The sequence below is a fragment of the Cupriavidus sp. PB-02 genome (assembly GCF_058252315.1).
The window spans coordinates 3513339-3531598 of the sequence record NZ_CM177694.1 but is presented as its reverse complement, the minus strand read 5'-3'; the positions used below and the strand labels follow the sequence as shown (position 1 = coordinate 3531598).

Sequence of the window (18260 nt, the reverse complement as noted above, 5' to 3'; positions counted from 1 at the left end):
CGCTCAACGCACTTCCACCCCGTCATGGTCACCGGCCGCCTGCGCGTCGTCCTCGTCAAGCTGCACCTGTATATCGGCCTGAGCCTCGGCCTGCTGTTCGTCCTGTTGGGGCTGACCGGCATGGCCATCGCGTGGCGCGAAGAACTGGACGCGTGGCTCAATCCGGACCTGCTGGTGGCCTCCGCGCCGATGACGGAGGCGGTCTCGCCGGCCACCGTCCAGGCCGTGACCGAACGGCTGGCCGCACCCCCGTATGGCAAGCCCAACCTGCTGATGCTGCCGAACCATGCCGATGGCGTATTCATCGCGTGGTACCCGGTCAAGGGGCCGGATGGCGTCGTGCCCGGCCGCTCGCGCCAGGTGATGGTCGATCCGGTGACGCTGGATGTGAAGGGCGAGCGCGTCTGGGGCGAGGCGGGCCTGTCGCGCCGCCTGCTGCTGCCGACGCTGTTCCACCTGCACCGCTACCTGCTCTCCGGCGACACCGGCAAGACCATCACCGGCGTGGTCGGCATGCTGCTGCTGCTGACGACGCTGGCCGGCATGGTGGTGTGGTGGCCAAAGATGAAGCTGCGCTCGGTGGTGCAGGCCTTCCGCATCACGCACGGCGGTTCGTGGCCGCGCTTCAACTATTCGCTGCATCGCGCCGGCGGCATCCTGGCCGCGCCGGTGCTGGCCACCATCGCCTTTTCGGGCTGGTACCTGAATCTGCCGAAATGGGTGACGCCCATCGTGGCGGGGGTGATGACCGTGACGCCGCCGGTCAAGCACGTGTCCGCCCCGGCGCCGGCCGGGGCCCGGCAGCTCAGCGCGGCCCAGATCATGGCGGCGGCGCAGACGCAGTACCCGGATGCGCAGGTGACGCGCATCAGCCTCCCGCGCAAGCCCGGCGACGCCTTCGAGGTGCGCTTGCGCCAGCCCGGCGAGGTGCGCAAGGACAGCGGCGCCACGCGGCTGTGGCTGGACGCCTGGACCGGCCAGCGCCTGGGTGCGCGCGACCCGCACGACGCGCCTGCCGGCGACACGCTGCTGAACTGGCTGTTCCCGCTGCATACCGGCGAGGCCTTTGGCCTGCCGGGCCGGCTGTTCATCACGCTGTTCGGGCTGGCGCCACTGACCTTTGCCGTGACCGGCGTGCTGATCTGGTGGAAGCGGCGGCGCGGCCACCAGCGGCATGTGGTAAAGACCGCACAGCGCTCCAGTATGCGCGGGGCATGAAAAAAGCAGGCCGCGGCCTGCTTTTTCTTTACCTCGGACGCGGCGATGCCGCGCGCCTCAGATCTCCAGGTTATCGATCAGTCGGGTCGCACCCAGCTTGGCCGCCGTCAGCACCACCAGCGGTTCGCCCGCGGCGAATTCCTCGCGCGTCGGCGCCTGCAGGTCGACGCGCTTGCGGATCGACACGTAGTCCGGCTTCCAGCCGCGCTTGGCCAGCGATTCCTTCGCGCTGGCCTCCACCGCCAGCAGGTCGGCCGCAGCGCGGTCGCTGCCCAGCACGGTGTCGCGCACGTCATGCAGCGTGCGGTACAGCACCGGCGCCTCGGCGCGCTCGTCCGGGCTCAGGTAGCGGTTGCGCGACGACAGCGCCAGGCCGTCTTCGGCGCGTATGGTCTCGGCGGGAATGATGTCGATCGGCAGCGCGAACTGCTGCACCATGCGGCGCACGATCATCAGCTGCTGGTAATCCTTCTTGCCGAACACGGCCACACGCGGCTGTGCGCACGAGAACAGCTTCATCACCACCGTGCACACGCCCTTGAAGAAGCCGGGGCGGAACTCGCCTTCCAGGATGTCGCCGAGGTCATGCGGGGGCTCGACGCGGTATTCCTGCGGCTCGGGGTACATGTCGCGCTCGGAGGGCGCGAACAGCACATAGACGCCTTCCTTCTGCAGCTTTTCGATATCGTCCTGCAGCGTGCGCGGGTACTTGTCGAAATCCTCGTTCGGGCCGAACTGCAGGCGGTTCACGAAGATCGACGCCACCACCGGGTCGCCGTGCTGGCGCGCCAGGCGCATCAGCGACAGGTGGCCTTCGTGCAGGTTGCCCATGGTGGGGACGAAGGCGGCGCGGTTCTGGCCGCGCAACTGGTCCCGCAGCTCTTGGATGGAGGAAATGACTTTCATCTGGCTAGGTTTGCTGGTCGTGGTGGCGGTGACCCGGCGCCGGTATCAGGGGCGGCGCATGGACAAACCGGTTTCGGCCTCTGTCGGGCGTTGGACCCTCGGGCGCTTGCCGTCGGGGCGTGTACTGCCGGCTGTCGGCGGATTGTAGATCAACTGGGGCGGCACCGGACCCCACGCCACGGGTGGGTCAGCTGGGGCTGTACGCCAATCGCACATAAATTGGCGCGAACGGCTCGGCCTGGGTGATCTCCACCAGCGACTCGCGCGAGAGTTCCAGCATGGCGATAAAGTTCACCACCACCACCGGCACGCCCTTGCCGGAGCGGATCGCGTCCTCGAACAGCTCGCTGAACTCCATAAAGCGTGCATGCTGCAGGCGGCGCAGGATCTGGCTCATGTGCTCGCGCACCGACAGTTCCTCGCGCGAGATCTTGTGGTGCTGGTTGAGCTTGGCGCGCTTGAGCACATCGGCCCAGGCGGACTGCAGGTCGATCGTCTCCACCTCCGGGAAGCGCGGCGCCAGGCTCTGCTCGATATAGACCTGCGAGCGCAGGAAGTCGCGGCCCAGCTGCGGCACCGTGTCCAGGTGCTGCGCGGCCAGCTTCATCTGCTCGTACTCCAGCAGGCGGCGCACCAGCTCGGCGCGCGGGTCCTCGGCCTCATCGTCGCTGTCGGTCTTCCTGACCGGCAGCAGCATGCGCGACTTGATCTCGATCAGCATCGCCGCCATCAGCAGGTATTCCGCCGCCAGCTCCAGGTTGGTCTTGCGGATCTGCTCGATGTACGACAGATACTGCCGGGTGACCTGCGACATCGGGATGTCGAGGACGTTGAAGTTCTGCTTGCGGATCAGGTACAGCAGCAGGTCCAGCGGGCCCTCGAACGCTTCCAGGAAGATCTCGAGCGCGTCCGGCGGGATGTACAGGTCCTGCGGCAGCTTGAACAGCGGCTCGCCGTACAGGCGCGCGAAGGCCATCCCGTCGACCATGTCGGCGGGACCGGCCGGATTGGCCGTGGCGGGCGCCGCCGCGGGCAGCTCGACCGGCAGCGGCAGCTTGTCCTGTTCGGCGCTCATGGCCGGGTTGTGGACGACGGGGCGGGACGACGGGGCGGCGGGGATCAGTTGTCCTGCGAGTAGACGTAAGGCTTCTGCGCCACGCGCGAAGCCTCGGCGCGGGCGCGCTCTTCCAGGTCGATCGGCGACTTGTCCCACAGCAGGGCGCGGCCGTCGCGCTGCTCGGCTTCCAGCGTCGGGCGCTCTTGCTTGAGCTGCTTCAGGAACTGGGTGATATCGGATTCGTAGATGGCCATGGTGAAACCGTGATGCGCCGGGCGGGCGCTGATTGGATGCGGTGGGGCAGGATTTTACAGTATCGGCCCGGCCCGGTACGCATTTAGGCCGGCGCCGCGCCATCACGCGACCGGAAAGTTCCGGCAGCAGGGCCGTGTGTGGTCAAATACCGACTTCGTATGTGTGGACAAACGGCGATGCCGAAAGACACCGCTACCGACGCTCCAGGCGACATCAACGGATGAGGACCGATCTGGCAAGGATGGCAGGCCCTCCGGCCAGCGCCGCTATGCCGAAGGCGCCACTCGCAGGCCGGACGCCCTGGCGGGCGCGTGCGGCTGCGGCCGTGCTGGCGACGCTGACCGCCATCCTGGCGCTGCCGGCCGGCGCCGCCTACAAGGTCGAAGTCGAGGCCCCCAAGCCGATCCGCGAGATGCTGGAAGAGCATCTCGATCTGGCGCGCTACAAGGACCGTACCGACCTGTCTCCGGACCAGTTCGACTACATGGTCGAGACCGTCGGCGAGCAGGTGCGCCAGTTCACCTCCACCGAAGGCTATTTCGACCCGACCACCACCACCCGCGTGGAAGGCGAGGCCGACAAGCGCGTGGTCCACGTGATGGTCGACCCCGGCGCGCGCACGCTGATCCGCAATGTCGACGTCCAGGTGACCGGCCCGGCGGCCACGCGCTCGCCCGAGCAGGTGGCGGAACTGCGGTCCAAGTGGGGCCTGCCGGTGGGCGACCCGTTCCGCCAGGCAGACTGGGACAAGGCCAAGGAAGACGCGCTGGTCACGCTGCAGAGCCATAATTACTACGGCGCGCGCCTGGCCGCGTCGCAGGCACGGGTGGAGCCGGACGAGCTGCGCGCCGACCTGTCGGCCCACTACGCCAGCGGGCCGGCCTACCTGATGGGGCCGCTCAGGGTGACCGGCACGCGCCGCTATCCGGAACAGATCATCTACAACGTCAATCCGCTCAGCGTGGGCGAGCCGTACCGCGTGGAGCGGCTGCTGGAGCTGCAGCGCGCGATCCAGAACCAGCCGTACTTCTCCAACGTGCAGGTCGACCTGGAGCCGCCCCCGGATGCCGACAAGGCGCCCGACGGCGTGGTCACCGCGCCGGTCTCGGTGCGCGTGCGCGAGTATCCGGTGAACCGGCTCAACAGCGGCGTGGGCTTTACCACCGACACCGGCGCCCAGGTGGAAGGACGTTACTCGTACTACAACCTGTTCAACCGCGCCTGGACCTTCGACTCGCAGGCGCGGCTGGAACAGAAGCGTTCCTACCTGTTTGCCGAGACCGCGATGCCGCCGGACCGCGGCAACTACCGCAACAGCGTGTACAGCAGCTACGAGCGCACCATCGACATCGAGAATACCGACACCACCAGCCTGCGCGCGGGCCTGAAACGCTCGCGCTCGCGCGAGAAGTACGACGTCACGACCTCACTGGATTTCTACTACGACAAGCTGGTGCCGGAGGGCCAGCCCAGCCAGATCAGCAAGGCGCTGGTGCCGGCCTTTGCGTGGACGCGGCGCGACGTCGACAACCCCGTGTTCCCGCGCCGCGGCAACGTGATCAGCACCCAGATCGGGGTGGCGGCCAAGGGTTTCCTCAGCGATGCCACCTTCCTGCGGCTGTACGGCCGTATTCGCCAGTACATACCGGTGGGCAAGCGCGACCTGGTGGTGGCACGGCTGGAACTCGGCGCCGACCTGACCGGCGACAGCTCGAGCCAGATCCCGGCCACGCTGCGATTCCGTGCCGGCGGCACCGATTCGATCCGCGGCTACACCTACCAGTCGATCGGCACGCCCAGCGGCGCCAGTATCCTGCCCGCCAAATACCTTGGCACAGGCAGCCTGGAGTACCAGTACTGGTTCAAGCCGGACTGGGGCGTGGCGGTGTTCTGGGATCTCGGCACGGCCGCCGACAACCTGCGCGGCGTGACCATCTACAACGGCGTGGGCGTCGGCGTGCGCTGGCGCACGCCGGTGGGCCCGCTGCAGCTGGACGTGGGCTACGGCATCCAGGAGCAACAGTTCCGGCCGCATATCTCGCTGGGGGTGGCGTTCTGATGGCTGCCCGCGCGCACCGGATGCCGGCATGAGCATCCCCGACCAGCCCGGCCTGCCCGGCGAGGGCACGCCCACGCAACCGACACCACCCGCGCCGCGCAAGCGCCGGCGCGTCTGGCGCGTGCTCGCCTGGCTGGTGGGCGTGCCGCTGGTACTGGTGGTTGCGCTGCTGGTCACCGGCGTGGCGGCGCTGAGCACCGAGGCCGGCACGCGCCACCTGTGGACGCTGGCCACGCGGCTGTCGGCCGGCATGCTCAGCGGCACGCTGGACGGCGGCACCGTCGCGCACGGCCTGCGGTTGCGCGACGTGGTGTTTGCCAGCGGCCAGACGCGCGTGGCGGTGGCCCGCGTCGACGCCAGCTGGGCGCTGAGCTGGCAGCCGCGGCGGCTGCATGTGGAATGGCTGCGCATCGGCAAGGCCGAGGTGAAGCTGGGCCCGTCCGAGCCGAGCACCGAGCCGATGCAGCTGCCGAAGTCGCTCGAACTGCCGCTGGTCATCGACGTCGATACGCTGACGCTGGAGCGGCTGTCGCTGCTGCAGGGCACGGCGCCCACGGCCGAGCCGATGGTCTTCAGCAACCTGTCCGGTGGCGTGCACAGCGACGGCCAGCACCACCGCGTCAGCGTCGACAAGCTCGAGACGCCATACGGCAAGCTCGCAGCCAACGCCCAGCTCGGCGCTCGCGCGCCGTTTGTGCTCAGCGCCGAGGCGCTGCTCGAGGCGAGCTGGCAGAAGGAATCCTTTGCCGTCAACGCCACCGCCAACGGCACGCTCGAAGCCCTGCGCGCCGAACTGCAGGCCAATGGCGACCGCATTCACGTGCGCGCCGGTGCCGACCTGACGCCGTTCGGCAAGGTGCCGTTCACGCACCTGCTGGTCGATGGCGAGCGTATCAACCCGCGGCTGTTCAGTCCGACGGCGCCACACGCCAACCTGACCGTGCATGCCGAGCTGCGGCCGGTGGCCGGCGTGGCGGCTGGCGCGCCGCCGCAGGCGGCAAGCGCGCCCGCGGCCTCGGCGCCGCCCGCGGCTTCGGCCCCCGCGGCCGCGCCGCCTCCCGCACCGCTGGCCGTGGCCGGCGACGTCGAGATCCGCAACCTGGAAGCCGGCCCGCTCGACAAGGAACGGCTGCCGGTGCAGTCGGTGCGCGCCCATGTCGAGCTCAGCGAGATGGCGCAGGTCATCAGCGACCTGCGCGTGGCGCTGACCGGCAAGGCCGAGATCACCGGCGGCGGCACGCTGCGCGGCGGCCGCGGCGGCTTCGACCTGGACGTGCACCGGCTCGACCCGGCCGCGCTGCATGGCTCGCTCACCAGCGCCAGTCTGTCGGGGCCGGTGGTGGTGCGCCTGGAGCCGGGCCGGCAGAGCCTGGCGCTGGACCTGTCGGGCGCCGCCCTCAAGCTGTTTGCCGATGCCAATATCGACGCCGAGGCGGTCACGCTGTCCACGTTGCGCGCCACGGTCGGCCCCGGCGTGCTGACGGCCGAAGGCAAGCTCGGCCTCAAGGACAAGCAGCCGTTCAGCTTCAAGGGCAAGCTGGCGTCGTTCGACCCGTCGCGGCTGGCCAAGGTCGCCGCCGGCCGCATCAACGCCGACTTCACCGCCACCGGCGAGATCGCACCCGTGCTTGGCGTGGCGCTGGACTTCGCCGTGCATGAAAGCGAATACGCGGGCCTGCCGATGACCGGCGGCGGCAAGGTGCGTCTGGCCGGCGAGCGGCTGCTGCCGAGCGAGGCCTCGCTGAACATGGCCGGCAACCAGGCCGACCTGCGCGGCAGCTTCGGCGCGCGCGGCGATCAGCTCAAGCTGGCGGTCGATGCGCCGCAGCTCGAGCGCCTCAAGTTCGGCGTGGCCGGCAAGCTCAAGCTCGACGCCACCATCACCGGCACGCTGAAGAAGCCCGAGGTGGTGGCCGACTACAACGCGCAGGCGCTGGAGGTGGGCCAGCACAAGGTGGCCAGCGCCAGCGGCCGCGCTGAAGTGCGCGGCGGGCTGGACGGACCGCTGTCGGTGCAACTGGCCGCGCGCGACTATCGCGGGCCGCAGGCGAGCCTCAGCACGCTCGACGCCACCCTCAACGGCACCCAGGCCAGCCATGTCTTCGACGTCAAGGCAGCCGGCAGCCTGAACCGGCGGCCGCTGCAGCTGGCGCTGTCGGGCCAGGGTGCGTGGAGGGGCAAGGACGGCTGGAACGGCACCATCCGCACGCTGGAGGGACGCAGCACGGTCAACCTGCGGCTGGCCGCGCCCACGCAGCTGCTGGTGGCCGACCAGCACGTGCGCCTGGGCGCCGCGCGGCTGCTGCTGGACCGCGCCACGCTCGCCATCGACAGCCTGGACTGGGACCACGGCCGCATCCGTACGGCGGGCAGCCTCGACGGCCTGCAGGTCGGCCATGTGCTGGAACTGATGGAAACCATCACCGGCGAGAAGCCGCCGGTGCGCTCCGACCTGGTGATCGACGGCCGCTGGAACCTGGCGCTGGCCGAGACCGCGACCGGGTTTGCCGAGCTGCGCCGGCGCAGCGGCGACCTGTCGGTCAACGCGGGGCGGGGCTTCACCACGCTCGGCCTGGGCGAGACCAGCCTGCGCGCCGACGCCGGCGGCAACCGCATCGCGCTGCGCGGCGGCATGGTGTCGGGGCGCATCGGCAAGGTGGTGGTGGATGCCTCGGCCGGGCTGGTGCAGGAACAGGGGCTGCAGACGGTGGGCCCGGCCTCGACGCTGGGCGGCACGATTACCGTGGACGTGCCGCGCCTGAAGTCGCTGGAGGCATTTACGGGGCCGCAGTACGCCTTCGAAGGGCGCCTGGCAGCGGCGATGCGGCTGGGCGGCACGGTCGGCGCGCCGCTGCTGACCGGCACCCTCAACGGCGACAACCTGGCGGTCACGCTGTACGACCAGGGGCTGCGCCTGACCGACGGCACCGTGCGCGTGGTGCTGGACCAGAACACGGTCGAACTCAAGCACGTGGAGTTCCACGGCGGCGACGGCAAGATCGTTGCCACCGGCAACATCAAGCTGGGTGAGGCCGATCCCAACCTGACCGGCAAGATCGTCGCCGAGAAGCTGCAGCTCTTTGCCAGCCCGGAGCGCACGCTGGTCGTGTCGGGCGATGCCACCATCGCCAACGAGAACAAGCAGATCGTGATCCGCGGCAAGTTCCGCGTCGACCGCGGCCTGTTCGACCTGCCCAAGGCGGGCGCGCCGGTGCTGGGCGACGACGTGGTGGTGATCCGCCGCAAGGACCAGCGCGCGGTGAAGACCGCCGCCACCCCGGTGCCGGAGACTAAGCCGGCAAGCAAGTTCAGCCCGGTGATCGACCTGACCGTGGACCTTGGCAACGACTTCCGCTTCCGTGGCGCGGGCGCCGACCTGACGCTGGCCGGCCAGATGAGCGTCAAGAGCGAACCGCTGGTGCCGATGAAGGCCACCGGCACGGTGCGGGTGACCGACGGCACCTACGAGGCCTTCGGGCGCAAGCTCAATATCGAACGTGGCATCATCAACTTCAACGGGCCGATCGACAATCCCAACATGAATATCCGCGCCATGCGCCGCAACCAGGAAGTGGAGGCGGGCGTGGAGGTGACCGGCACGGTGCGGCTGCCGCGCGTGCGGCTGGTGTCGGAGCCCAATGTGCCGGACGAAGACAAGCTATCGTGGCTGATGTTCGGCTACGGCGCGGAAAGCGCGGGGGCCGGCCAGCAGCGCCAGCTGAGCGGCTCGGCCCTGGGCGGCGCGGCGCTCGGCATGATCGGCAGCAAGACGGGCAAGGGGATTGTGCAGCATTTCGGTATCGACGAATTCTCGATCGGGCCCAGCACCGCGGGCCTGAATGACCAGCAGGTGGTCAGCATGGGCAAGGCCATTTCCGACCGTATGTCGGTTGGCTATGAGCAGAGCCTGACCTCGGCCTCGAACGTGGTGAAGCTGAGCTGGCAGTTCTCGCGGCGCTGGTCGCTGATTGCCAAGGGCGGCTCCATCAACGGTTTGTCGGTCTTGTTTAACCGCCGCTTCGACAGCTGGGCGAACCTGTTCAGCGGGACGTCGGGTCGCGGCGGCACCCGAAGGAGCCAGCAGGATGAAAGTCAGCCACTCGATCCCGAACGCGCCGCGCAGGCAGCCTCGGCAGTCATCGCCGAGCCTGTGCGCCGCTGACGGACGCCCCTCCACTATTGCGTCGCCACGACGCCTTGCCGCCATGGGACTGATTGCCTCCTTGCTCGCGCTGTTCGGCTGCGACCAGCAGAAGGTCGATGAAGCGATGAAGAAGGCGGGCGAGACCGCCCGCAATACCTGGAACGCGATCAAGCCCGACAGCGAGCTGTTCAAGGGCATCGTTCCGGGACAGTCCACCGAAGAGGAGCTGCGGCGCCAGGCCGGCAAGCCGGAGATCGTCTGGGAAGAAGCCGATGGCGGCCGCCGGCTGGAATATCCGCGCGGGCCGGAGGGCACGACCACCTGGATGGTCACCATCGGCGCGGACGGCAAGGTGGCGAAGATCGAGCAGGTGCTGACGCCCGAGAACTTTGCGCGCGTGCGTGCCGGAATGAGCAAGGACGATATCCGGCGGCTGCTGGGCAAGCCGACCAAGGTGGAGGCGTTCAGGTTGAAGAAGGAGGAGGTGTGGGGCTATCGGTGGATGGAGAGCTCGACCGACAAGGCATTCTTCAACGTGCATTTCAACAGCGAGGGCACGGTCACGACCACCTCGCGCAGCGACGATCCATCGAAGATGCAGGGCGGTTGAGGCGCGACCGAATCGGCGGGCGTAAAAAAAACGGCGGTCGCCCGAAGGCGCCGCCGTTTTTTCATCCAGCGCGGGATCAGCGGATCCGCATGCCCGGCACCGCGCCGCTGTGCGGCTCAAGGATATAAAGCCCCGGCGCCGCCTTTTCATCGGCAGCCGACGCAGCCAGCACCATCCCTTCGGACAAACCGAACTTCATCTTCCGCGGCGCCAGGTTGGCCACCACCACCGTCAGCTTGCCCACCAGTTGCTCCGGCGTGTAAGCCGACTGGATCCCCGAGAACACATTGCGCGTACGCCCTTCGCCCAGGTCCAGCGTCAGCTGCAGCAGCTTGTTCGAGCCTTCCACCTTCTGGCAATCCACGATCTTGCCCACGCGCAGGTCCACCTTGGCGAAGTCGTCGATGGTGATGGTGTCGGCAATCGGCTCGATCGAGGCAGCCGCGGCTGCCGGCGCCGCAGTCGCCTGCAGCGACTCGCGGTTTGCGGCCAGCAGCGCATCGACCTGCTTGGCATCGACGCGCGTCATCAGGTGCTGGTACGCCTGCACCGGGCTGGCGGCCGACAGCTGCCTGTCGATGGCGCGCCAGTCCAGCGGCTCGATGTTCAGGAAGCGCTCCACGCCCGCGGCCACGTTCGGCACCACCGGCTTCAGGTAGATCGTCAGCAGGCGGAAGGCCTCCAGCGACACCGAGCACGCCGCATGCAGCGCCGCGCGCTTGCCTTCATCCTTGGCCAGGTCCCAGGGCTTTTCGGTATCGACAAAGGCGTTGACCGCGTCGGTCAGTTCCATCACCAGGCGCAGCGCCTTGCTGTACTCGCGCGCCTCGTAGAGATGCGCCACCTGCGGCGCGGCCTGGCGCAGCTGTTCGAGCAGCGGATGGGCCAGCGCGGCTTCATCTACCTTGCCCTCGAAGCGCTTGACCAGGAAGCCGGCGGCGCGGCTGGCGATATTGACGTACTTGCCGATCAGGTCGCTGTTTACCCGGGCAATGAAGTCGTCCAGGTTCAGGTCCAGGTCTTCCATGCTCGCGTTGAGCTTGGCCGCAAAGTAATAGCGCAGCCATTCCGGGTTCATGCCGGTGTCGATATAGCTCTGCGCGGTGATAAAGGTGCCGCGCGACTTGCTCATCTTGGCGCCGTCCACCGTCAGGAAGCCGTGGGCGAACACATTGGTCGGGGTGCGGTAGCCCGAGAAGCGCAGCATCGCCGGCCAGAACAGCGTGTGGAAGTACAGGATGTCCTTGCCGATGAAGTGGTACTGCTCGGCGGTCGAATGCGGGCCGACCCAGGCGTCGAAGTCGATACCCCGCTTCTGCGCCAGGTTCTTGAAGCTGGCGTAGTAGCCGATCGGCGCGTCCAGCCACACGTAGAAGTACTTTCCGGGGGCGCCGGGGATCTCGAAGCCGAAGTAGGGCGCATCGCGCGAGATGTCCCAGTCGGACAGCGTCGAGGCCTCGCCCTCGCTGCCCAGCCATTCCTGCATCTTGTTGGCGGCCTCGGGCTGCGCCAGGTCGGCCACCCACTCGCGCAGGAAGGTCTCGCAGCGCGGGTCGGACAGCTTGAAGAAGTAGTGTGCCGACGACTTGCGCACCGGGGTCGCGCCGGACACCACCGAGTATGGGTTCTTCAGGTCGGTCGGCACATAGGTTGTGCCGCATACCTCGCAGGAATCGCCGTACTGGTCCTTGGCGCCGCACTTGGGGCATTCGCCCTTGATGAAGCGGTCCGGCAGGAACATGTTCTTGACCGGGTCGAAGAACTGCTCGACCTCGCGCTCGGCGATCAGGTCCTCAGCCTTCAGGGCAAGGTAGATCTTCTCACACAGCTCGCGGTTTTCTTCCGCGTCGGTGCTGTAGTAATTGTCGAACGACACCAGGAAGCTGTCGAAATCGCGCTTGTGCTCGATCCAGACGCGGTCGATCAGCGCCTTGGGCGTGATGCCTTCCTTCTCGGCGCGCAGCATCACCGGCGTGCCGTGGGTGTCATCGGCGCCGACATAGTAGACCTCGTTGCCCATCATGCGCTGGAAACGCACCCAGATATCGGTCTGGATGTATTCCACCAGGTGGCCGATATGGATCTGGCCGTTGGCATAAGGCAGGGCGGATGTGACGAGGATGCGACGTGCGGTCATAGACAGGGGCCGGTCAGGAGCGGGGAAATGTCGTGGGGACGGCGCCAGCCAGGAGGGCGAGCGCGTGCCGGGAAGGGACTATTTTAGCAACTGGGCGCGGCGGACGCGTCGGTTCCGCATGGCGGAAAAGTCCGAAAGACCTCGGCGTGGCGAAACCTTTCGGCCAAAAAAAAGCGCCGGTCAGTGCCGGCGCAGCTTTCCACAACGGAAAAGGAGGAGAAATCAGGTACCGCCCGGGAGGTCAGCCACCCATCGCGAGCCAGCAACGGTGGCAAGCGGCACCTGTTTCTAAGACAGGGTCATCCCTGAATTGGTTTCAAAAAAATTTCGACGCGGCGATTTTGTGCCCGGCCGGTCTCGCTGGCGTTGTCCGCCACGGGCTGGGCTTGCCCGCGGCCCTCGGCCGAGAGGCGATTGCGTGCGACGCCATGGTCACCCAGGTAGCTGGCCACGCTCTGGGCGCGGCGCTGCGACAGCTGCATGTTGTAGTTGGGGTTGCCGGTGCTGTCGGTGTGGCCGACGACACTTGCGGTCACGTCCTGATGCTGGCCCAGCGTCTGCGCGACCTGGTCGAGCACCGAGCGGAACGATGGCTTGATCGTGGCGCTGTCGGTATCAAAGGTCACCTGGCTGGGGATATTGACCTTCAGCGAGCCGTCCGGCTGCTCGGTGATCTGGGTGCCCGTGCCCGCGGTGTCCTTGTTCAGCTTGCCGCGGATGGCGTTCCAGTTGTAGCCGGTCGCACCGCCGACGGCACCGCCCACGGCCGCGCCGACCAGCGTGCCCGTGGTATTGCCGCCGATCAGGTTGCCAAGCCCGGCGCCAACTGCGGCGCCCACGCCGGTTCCGACCGCCGTATGGGTCTGCTGTTCGGTGGCGCAACCGGCGGCCAGCAGCGTGGCGGCGGCGAGCGTGACGGTGACAAGCTTGATCTTCATGCTTTCTCCTTCTGATGTTCCCGAAAGTGTTCTGGGTACCGCATCGCGATGGTACCCCCAGGGCGGTGCTCAGGTAACCCTTTGTGCGCCTTTGTGCGCGTTGGGTCCCGTGCGGCGGCGATGTGCCATGCCGGCCCGCCCAACCGCACTACAATATGGATATGACGGCACGCGCACAAGTGCAAGGTTGTGAGATTTGTAATTGTCTGTAATCCCCCACCGTGCGGAGGGTATTGCGCGCCGATTACCGGCCCTCATGGCCGGTGCTGCATACTTTGATACATTACTCGCCAGTCGTGACGCGTGTTAAGCGTCCGTCCCCACATTCAATCAAAGCGGAGTTTGCCTTGAGCGTCAGCACTGAGCAGGTCACCGAAGTCCTGCGCACCGTCATCGACCCCAACACGGGCAAGGACCTGGTGTCCACCCGCTCGGCCAGGAATATCCGTGTCGACGGCGGCGATGTGTCGCTGGAAGTCGAGCTCGGCTACCCCGCGCGCAGCCAGTTCGACCCGATCCGCAAGCTCGTGGTTGCCGCGGTGCGGGAGTTGCCGGGTGTGACTAATGTCAGCGTGGCCGTGACCATGAAGATTGTCGCGCACGCGGTGCAGCGTGGCGTCAAGCTGCTGCCGGGCGTGAAGAACGTGATCGCGGTGGCATCGGGCAAGGGCGGGGTGGGTAAGTCCACCACCGCGGTCAACCTGGCGCTCGCCCTGGCCGCCGAAGGCGCGCGCGTGGGCATGCTCGACGCCGATATCTACGGCCCCAGCCTGCCGATGATGCTGGGCATCGACGGCCGCCCGGAATCCGCCGACGGCCAGACCATGGAGCCGCTGGAGGGCCACGGGCTGCAGGCCAACTCGATCGGCTTCCTGATCGAGCAGGACAACCCGATGGTGTGGCGCGGCCCGATGGTGACCTCGGCGCTGGAGCAGCTGCTGCGCCAGACCAACTGGCACGACCTGGATTACCTGATCGTCGACATGCCGCCGGGCACCGGCGACGTCCAGCTGACGCTGTCGCAGAAGGTGCCGGTGACGGGTGCCGTGATCGTGACCACGCCGCAGGACATCGCGCTGCTCGATGCCAAGAAGGGCCTGAAGATGTTCGAGAAGGTGGGCATCCCCATCCTCGGCGTCGTCGAGAACATGGCGGTCTACTGCTGCCCGAACTGCGGCCACGTCGAGCACATCTTCGGACACGGCGGCGGCGAGAAAATGTGCGCCGACTACGGCGTGGACCTGCTCGGCAGCCTGCCGCTGAACCTGCAGATCCGCGAGCAGGCCGACTCCGGCCGCCCGACCGTGGTGGCCGAGCCCGACAGCCCGGTGGCCGAGCTGTACCGGGGCATCGCACGCAAGGTGGCGATCAAGGTCGCCGACAAGGCGCGCGACATGACCAGCAAGTTCCCGAGCATCGTCGTGCAGAACACCTGAGCGCGCGGCTCGCCCGCCGGCAGACCATGGAAACCGAAGTCACGCCCGTGCCAGAGACGCCGCCACCCGGTGCCCGCCCCGCCGTCACCATGGCGGTGGTGATGCGCAAGGTGGCGCTGGCCAGCCGCTGGCAGCCGTGGAAGTGGCAGCTCGACGCGGTGCTGCCGGACCTGGGCGAGTTCGGCACGCACCCGGTTTGCCTGGAGCACGATGAACACGGCGCGCGCTGGCTGTACCCCGGTTTCGAGGTGGCGCTGTTCCGCGACCAGGGCGAGGGCTACTTCCTGAACCTGACCTCGACCACGCCGTGCTGGTTCGTGCTGTGGCGCACGCCCGAGGACGAGGATGGCGGGGGCAGCGGCGAAGACGCGCACCCGGTGCCCATGACCGTCACGCTGTCCTACAACGAAGCCGGCCGCTGGCTCGACGCCGGCGAGATCGTGGAAAACGTGCCGCTCGCGCCCGAGCAGCGCGAATGGCTGCAGGCCTACGTCAACGAGCACTATCGGCCCGAGCCCAAGCAGCGGCGCCGGCCCGAATCGTTCAAGGCGCCGCAGGACCGCGCGCGCTACTGACCGTGACGACCTGACTATCTGACTTCGCCCCGCCGATGAGCGATTCGTCCTTCCTGTCACGCTGGTCGCGCCGCAAGGCCGCGGTGCGGGAGGGCGTGGTCGTGCCGCCCGAGCCAGCGCCAGAGCAAGTCCCGGTGCCGGCCGAAGCCGCCGTGCCCGCAGTCCCGGCCACCGAAGCGGTGCTCGAGGTGCCCGCGCCGACGCTGGAAGACGTCGCCGTGCTGCGCCCCGGCGACAATATCGCGCGCTTCGTCGCCCGCGGTGTCGACGAGTCGGTCAAGCGCGCCGCGCTCAAGACGCTGTTTGCCGATCCGCACTTCAACGTGATGGATGGCCTCGACACCTACATCGACGACTACAGCAAGCCCGACCCGATCCCGCCGGAGATCCTGCGCCAGCTGCGACAGGCCGAGACGCTCGGGTTGTTCGAGCCGACCGACGAGGAACGGGCCGCCGCGCAGGCCGCTGCCGCAGCCGGGGCCGAGCCTGCAGATGTACAGCCGACGGCGCCCGCCGACGCGGGCAAAACCGCCGACACTACGGACATACCCGCACCAGCCGAAACGGCGCAGCAAACGGCAAGTCAAAGCGCAAGACAAAGCGAAAAAGCAAGCGAAGAACAGGGCCCGCGAGACCCGGATAAATGCGCGTAGCCCCGAAAGTGCACCGCAGCCTACAATAGGCATCCCCACAATCCGCTGGCCCGCAGACCCCTCGCCAAGAAGGACGTCCGGGCCGGTCAGCCGCATTCGCCATGCCGACGCTGATCTGCAATTGCAACGACACCATGCCGCTTGACGGGGCGGCATTGTCCGAAGCGAACCAGGGCCCGCTCAAGGTCCACCGCCTGCTATGCCGGCGCGAGATCGGCGACTTCACTGCCGCGCTCGACGGCACCGACGATGTCATCGTTGCCTGCACGCAGGAGCGCCAGCTATTTACGGAAGTGGCCGCCCAGGCCGCACGCGGCGAAGATGGCCGCGCGGTGGTGACCGCGCCGGTGCGCTTCGTCAATATCCGCGAGACCGGTGGCTGGTCGCAAGGCGCCCGGCGCGACCCGAAGACGGCCAATGCCAAGATCGCCGCGCTGCTGGCCGTAGCCGCGCTGCCCGAACCGGACCCTGTACCGGTGGTGGATTACCGCTCGGACGGCGCGGTGCTGGTGATGGGCCCGGCGCAGCGCGCGCTGCCGTGGGCCGAGCGCCTGGCCGCGATGCAGCTTGAAGTCACCGTGCTGCTGACTGGCGGCGACAAGCGCGAAGCGAATGGGGCCAACCCGGCGGCACAGCCCGCCGCGCGCAACTATCCGGTTCACAGTGGCCGGCTTGCTTCGCTGACCGGATGGCTGGGCGCGTTCGAGGCCAGCTGGGAAACCGGCGCGGGCCGCAGCAACCCGATCGACCTGGACCTGTGTACCCGCTGCAACGCCTGCATCGATGCCTGCCCGGAAGACGCGATCGACTTCACCTACCAGATCGACCTGTCGCGCTGCCGTTCGCACCGCGACTGCGTGCGCGCCTGCGGCGCCGCCGCGGCGATCGATTTCGAGCGCCCGCAGGGCAGCACGCAGGGGCGTTTCGACCTGGTGTTCGATCTGAGCGATGCGCCGGCCTTCACCATGCACCAGCCGCCGCAGGGCTACCTGCACGCTGGTGCTGACGCGGCGCGCCAGCACGAGCTCGCGCTGACGCTGGCGGGACTGGTGGGCGAGTTCGAGAAGCCCAGATTCTTCCGCTACAAGGAAAACCTGTGCGCGCACGGCCGCAACCAGACCACCGGCTGCACCGCCTGCATCGACATCTGCTCGACCCAGGCGATCACTTCGCGCTGGCATGACGGCAAGGGCCGCATCGAGGTCGCGCCCAACCTGTGCATGGGCTGCGGCGCCTGCACCACGGTCTGCCCGAGCGGGGCCATCAGCTATGGCTACCCGGGCCCGGAAGCGATGGGATCGCGCCTGCGCACGCTGCTGTCGGTCTACCGCCAGGCCGGCGGGCGCGATGCGGTGCTGCTGCTGCACGGCGAGGAATCCGGCACGCCCGCGCTGCTGGCGCTGGGCCGCGCCGCACGCGGCGGGAAGGCGAAGGGCGTGCCCGCCAATGTGATGCCGCTGTCGCTGTTCCATCCGGCTTCGGCCGGGCTGGAGTTGTGGCTTGCCGCGCTGTGCTGGGGCGCCAGCCGCGTCGCCGTGCTGCTGACCGGCGATGAGGCGCCGCAGTACCGCACCGCGCTGCTGGAGCAGATGGAAGTCGGCCGCGCCATCCTCGCGGGCCTGGGCTATGACGGCGAAGTGCTGTCCCTGGTCGAGGCCGCCGATACCGCCACGCTGGACGCCGGCCTGTCAGCCCTGCGCCCCGGCCGCAATGCGCTGCCGCCCGCGCCCTTCGGCGCGGTGGCAGCCAAGCGCGAGATGCTGGACTTTACGCTCGACCACCTGGCACGCCACGCTCCGGTTCCCGCGGAAATCGTGCCGCTGCCAGCCGCCGCACCGATCGGTGCAATTGCCGTGGATACCGGCAAGTGCACCCTGTGCATGGCCTGCGTGGGCGCGTGCCCGTCGCAGGCGCTGCGCGACAACGCCGAGCGCCCGGTGCTCAGCTTTATCGAACGCAACTGCGTGCAGTGCGGGCTGTGCGAAAAGACCTGCCCGGAAGACGCGATTACGCTGGTGCCGCGCCTGCTTGCCGGCGACGCCGCGCGCCGCCCGGTCACGCTCAATGAGACCCAGCCGTTCCACTGCGTCCGCTGCGGCAAGCCGTTCGGCACTGCACAGATGGTGGAGTCGATGCTGGGGCGGCTGGCCGGCCACCCCGCCTTTGCCGGCGCTGCGTCCGAGCGCCTGAAGATGTGCCAGGACTGCCGCGTAATCGACATGATGGAAAAGGACATGGGCACAGTCAGTGGCACCACGCTGCGCTGATCCGG

The 18260-nt window shown here is 68.1% G+C and carries 13 protein-coding genes; 8 read left to right on the top strand and 5 right to left on the bottom strand.

From position 1 onward, the window contains the following. Positions 1 to 24: 24 nt before the first annotated feature. Entirely contained in the window at positions 25 to 1218 is a 1194-nt protein-coding gene (locus AC10V3_RS16565) for a PepSY-associated TM helix domain-containing protein (protein ID WP_349606332.1), read from the top strand. 57 nt (positions 1219 to 1275) lie between these two features. On the opposite strand, the gene panC is transcribed toward AC10V3_RS16565, so the two are convergent. From panC to AC10V3_RS16550, 3 genes are all read right to left on the bottom strand, one after another. After that, complete coding sequence (gene panC / locus AC10V3_RS16560) at positions 1276 to 2124, bottom strand: pantoate--beta-alanine ligase (protein ID WP_022536373.1); 849 nt, start codon at positions 2122 to 2124, stop codon at positions 1276 to 1278. Between the two features lie 187 nt (positions 2125 to 2311). After that, positions 2312 to 3199: a segregation and condensation protein A gene (locus AC10V3_RS16555; RefSeq protein WP_022536372.1), complete on the bottom strand. Its 888-nt coding sequence runs from the start codon at positions 3197 to 3199 to the stop codon at positions 2312 to 2314. A gap of 44 nt (positions 3200 to 3243) precedes the next feature. After that, positions 3244 to 3435 (bottom strand): DUF3460 family protein, encoded by a 192-nt coding sequence (locus tag AC10V3_RS16550; protein WP_022536371.1) that lies wholly within the window; start codon positions 3433 to 3435, stop codon positions 3244 to 3246. Positions 3436 to 3704: 269 nt separating this feature from the next. Here AC10V3_RS16550 and AC10V3_RS16545 point away from each other — a divergent pair, with 269 nt between their 5' ends. The 3 genes from AC10V3_RS16545 to bamE are packed head-to-tail and all read left to right on the top strand — an operon-like array spanning position 3705 to position 10249. Continuing rightward, the gene (locus AC10V3_RS16545; protein WP_041681137.1) at positions 3705 to 5495 is read left to right on the top strand and encodes an autotransporter assembly complex protein TamA; all 1791 of its coding nucleotides are present in this window, start codon (positions 3705 to 3707) and stop codon (positions 5493 to 5495) included. A 28-nt stretch (positions 5496 to 5523) separates the two neighbouring features. Next, on the top strand, positions 5524 to 9657 hold the full coding sequence (locus tag AC10V3_RS16540) for a translocation/assembly module TamB domain-containing protein (RefSeq protein ID WP_490922605.1): 4134 nt from the start codon (positions 5524 to 5526) through the stop codon (positions 9655 to 9657). A 43-nt stretch (positions 9658 to 9700) separates the two neighbouring features. Then, complete coding sequence (gene bamE, locus AC10V3_RS16535) at positions 9701 to 10249, top strand: outer membrane protein assembly factor BamE domain-containing protein (protein ID WP_454752371.1); 549 nt, start codon at positions 9701 to 9703, stop codon at positions 10247 to 10249. A gap of 76 nt (positions 10250 to 10325) precedes the next feature. On the opposite strand, the gene metG is transcribed toward bamE, so the two are convergent. Further along, positions 10326 to 12386 carry a methionine--tRNA ligase gene (gene metG / locus AC10V3_RS16530; protein WP_022536367.1) on the bottom strand — a complete coding sequence of 687 codons (2061 nt, stop codon included), beginning with the start codon at positions 12384 to 12386 and terminating at the stop codon, positions 10326 to 10328. A 299-nt stretch (positions 12387 to 12685) separates the two neighbouring features. Continuing rightward, positions 12686 to 13324, bottom strand: coding sequence for a YiaD family glycine zipper/OmpA-like lipoprotein (locus AC10V3_RS16525; RefSeq protein ID WP_022536366.1), 639 nt, complete (start codon positions 13322 to 13324; stop codon positions 12686 to 12688). A 347-nt stretch (positions 13325 to 13671) separates the two neighbouring features. On the opposite strand from AC10V3_RS16525, the gene apbC reads away from it, so the two are divergent. From apbC to AC10V3_RS16505, 4 genes are all read left to right on the top strand, one after another. Further along, positions 13672 to 14760, top strand: a complete 1089-nt coding sequence (gene apbC, locus AC10V3_RS16520) for an iron-sulfur cluster carrier protein ApbC (protein ID WP_022536365.1) — start codon at positions 13672 to 13674, stop codon at positions 14758 to 14760. Between the two features lie 26 nt (positions 14761 to 14786). Then, positions 14787 to 15335 (top strand): DUF3305 domain-containing protein, encoded by a 549-nt coding sequence (locus AC10V3_RS16515; RefSeq protein ID WP_349606231.1) that lies wholly within the window; start codon positions 14787 to 14789, stop codon positions 15333 to 15335. A gap of 35 nt (positions 15336 to 15370) precedes the next feature. Further along, the gene (locus tag AC10V3_RS16510; protein WP_454752369.1) at positions 15371 to 15988 is read left to right on the top strand and encodes a DUF3306 domain-containing protein; all 618 of its coding nucleotides are present in this window, start codon (positions 15371 to 15373) and stop codon (positions 15986 to 15988) included. A 101-nt stretch (positions 15989 to 16089) separates the two neighbouring features. After that, complete coding sequence (locus AC10V3_RS16505; RefSeq protein WP_454752368.1) at positions 16090 to 18255, top strand: 4Fe-4S binding protein; 2166 nt, start codon at positions 16090 to 16092, stop codon at positions 18253 to 18255. The last annotated feature ends 5 nt before the right edge of the window (positions 18256 to 18260 follow it).

What these genes read in the sequence shown, in the direction of transcription:
- AC10V3_RS16565 (WP_349606332.1), top strand. Translation starts at nt 25, where the DNA reads ATGGTCACCGGCCGCCTGCGCGTCGTCCTCGTCAAGCTGCACCTGTAT.
- panC (WP_022536373.1), bottom strand. Translation starts at nt 2,124, where the DNA reads ATGAAAGTCATTTCCTCCATCCAAGAGCTGCGGGACCAGTTGCGCGGC.
- AC10V3_RS16555 (WP_022536372.1), bottom strand. Translation starts at nt 3,199, where the DNA reads ATGAGCGCCGAACAGGACAAGCTGCCGCTGCCGGTCGAGCTGCCCGCG.
- AC10V3_RS16550 (WP_022536371.1), bottom strand. Translation starts at nt 3,435, where the DNA reads ATGGCCATCTACGAATCCGATATCACCCAGTTCCTGAAGCAGCTCAAG.
- AC10V3_RS16545 (WP_041681137.1), top strand. Translation starts at nt 3,705, where the DNA reads ATGCCGAAGGCGCCACTCGCAGGCCGGACGCCCTGGCGGGCGCGTGCG.
- AC10V3_RS16540 (WP_490922605.1), top strand. Translation starts at nt 5,524, where the DNA reads ATGAGCATCCCCGACCAGCCCGGCCTGCCCGGCGAGGGCACGCCCACG.
- bamE (WP_454752371.1), top strand. Translation starts at nt 9,701, where the DNA reads ATGGGACTGATTGCCTCCTTGCTCGCGCTGTTCGGCTGCGACCAGCAG.
- metG (WP_022536367.1), bottom strand. Translation starts at nt 12,386, where the DNA reads ATGACCGCACGTCGCATCCTCGTCACATCCGCCCTGCCTTATGCCAAC.
- AC10V3_RS16525 (WP_022536366.1), bottom strand. Translation starts at nt 13,324, where the DNA reads ATGAAGATCAAGCTTGTCACCGTCACGCTCGCCGCCGCCACGCTGCTG.
- AC10V3_RS16515 (WP_349606231.1), top strand. Translation starts at nt 14,787, where the DNA reads ATGGAAACCGAAGTCACGCCCGTGCCAGAGACGCCGCCACCCGGTGCC.
- AC10V3_RS16510 (WP_454752369.1), top strand. Translation starts at nt 15,371, where the DNA reads ATGAGCGATTCGTCCTTCCTGTCACGCTGGTCGCGCCGCAAGGCCGCG.
- AC10V3_RS16505 (WP_454752368.1), top strand. Translation starts at nt 16,090, where the DNA reads ATGCCGACGCTGATCTGCAATTGCAACGACACCATGCCGCTTGACGGG.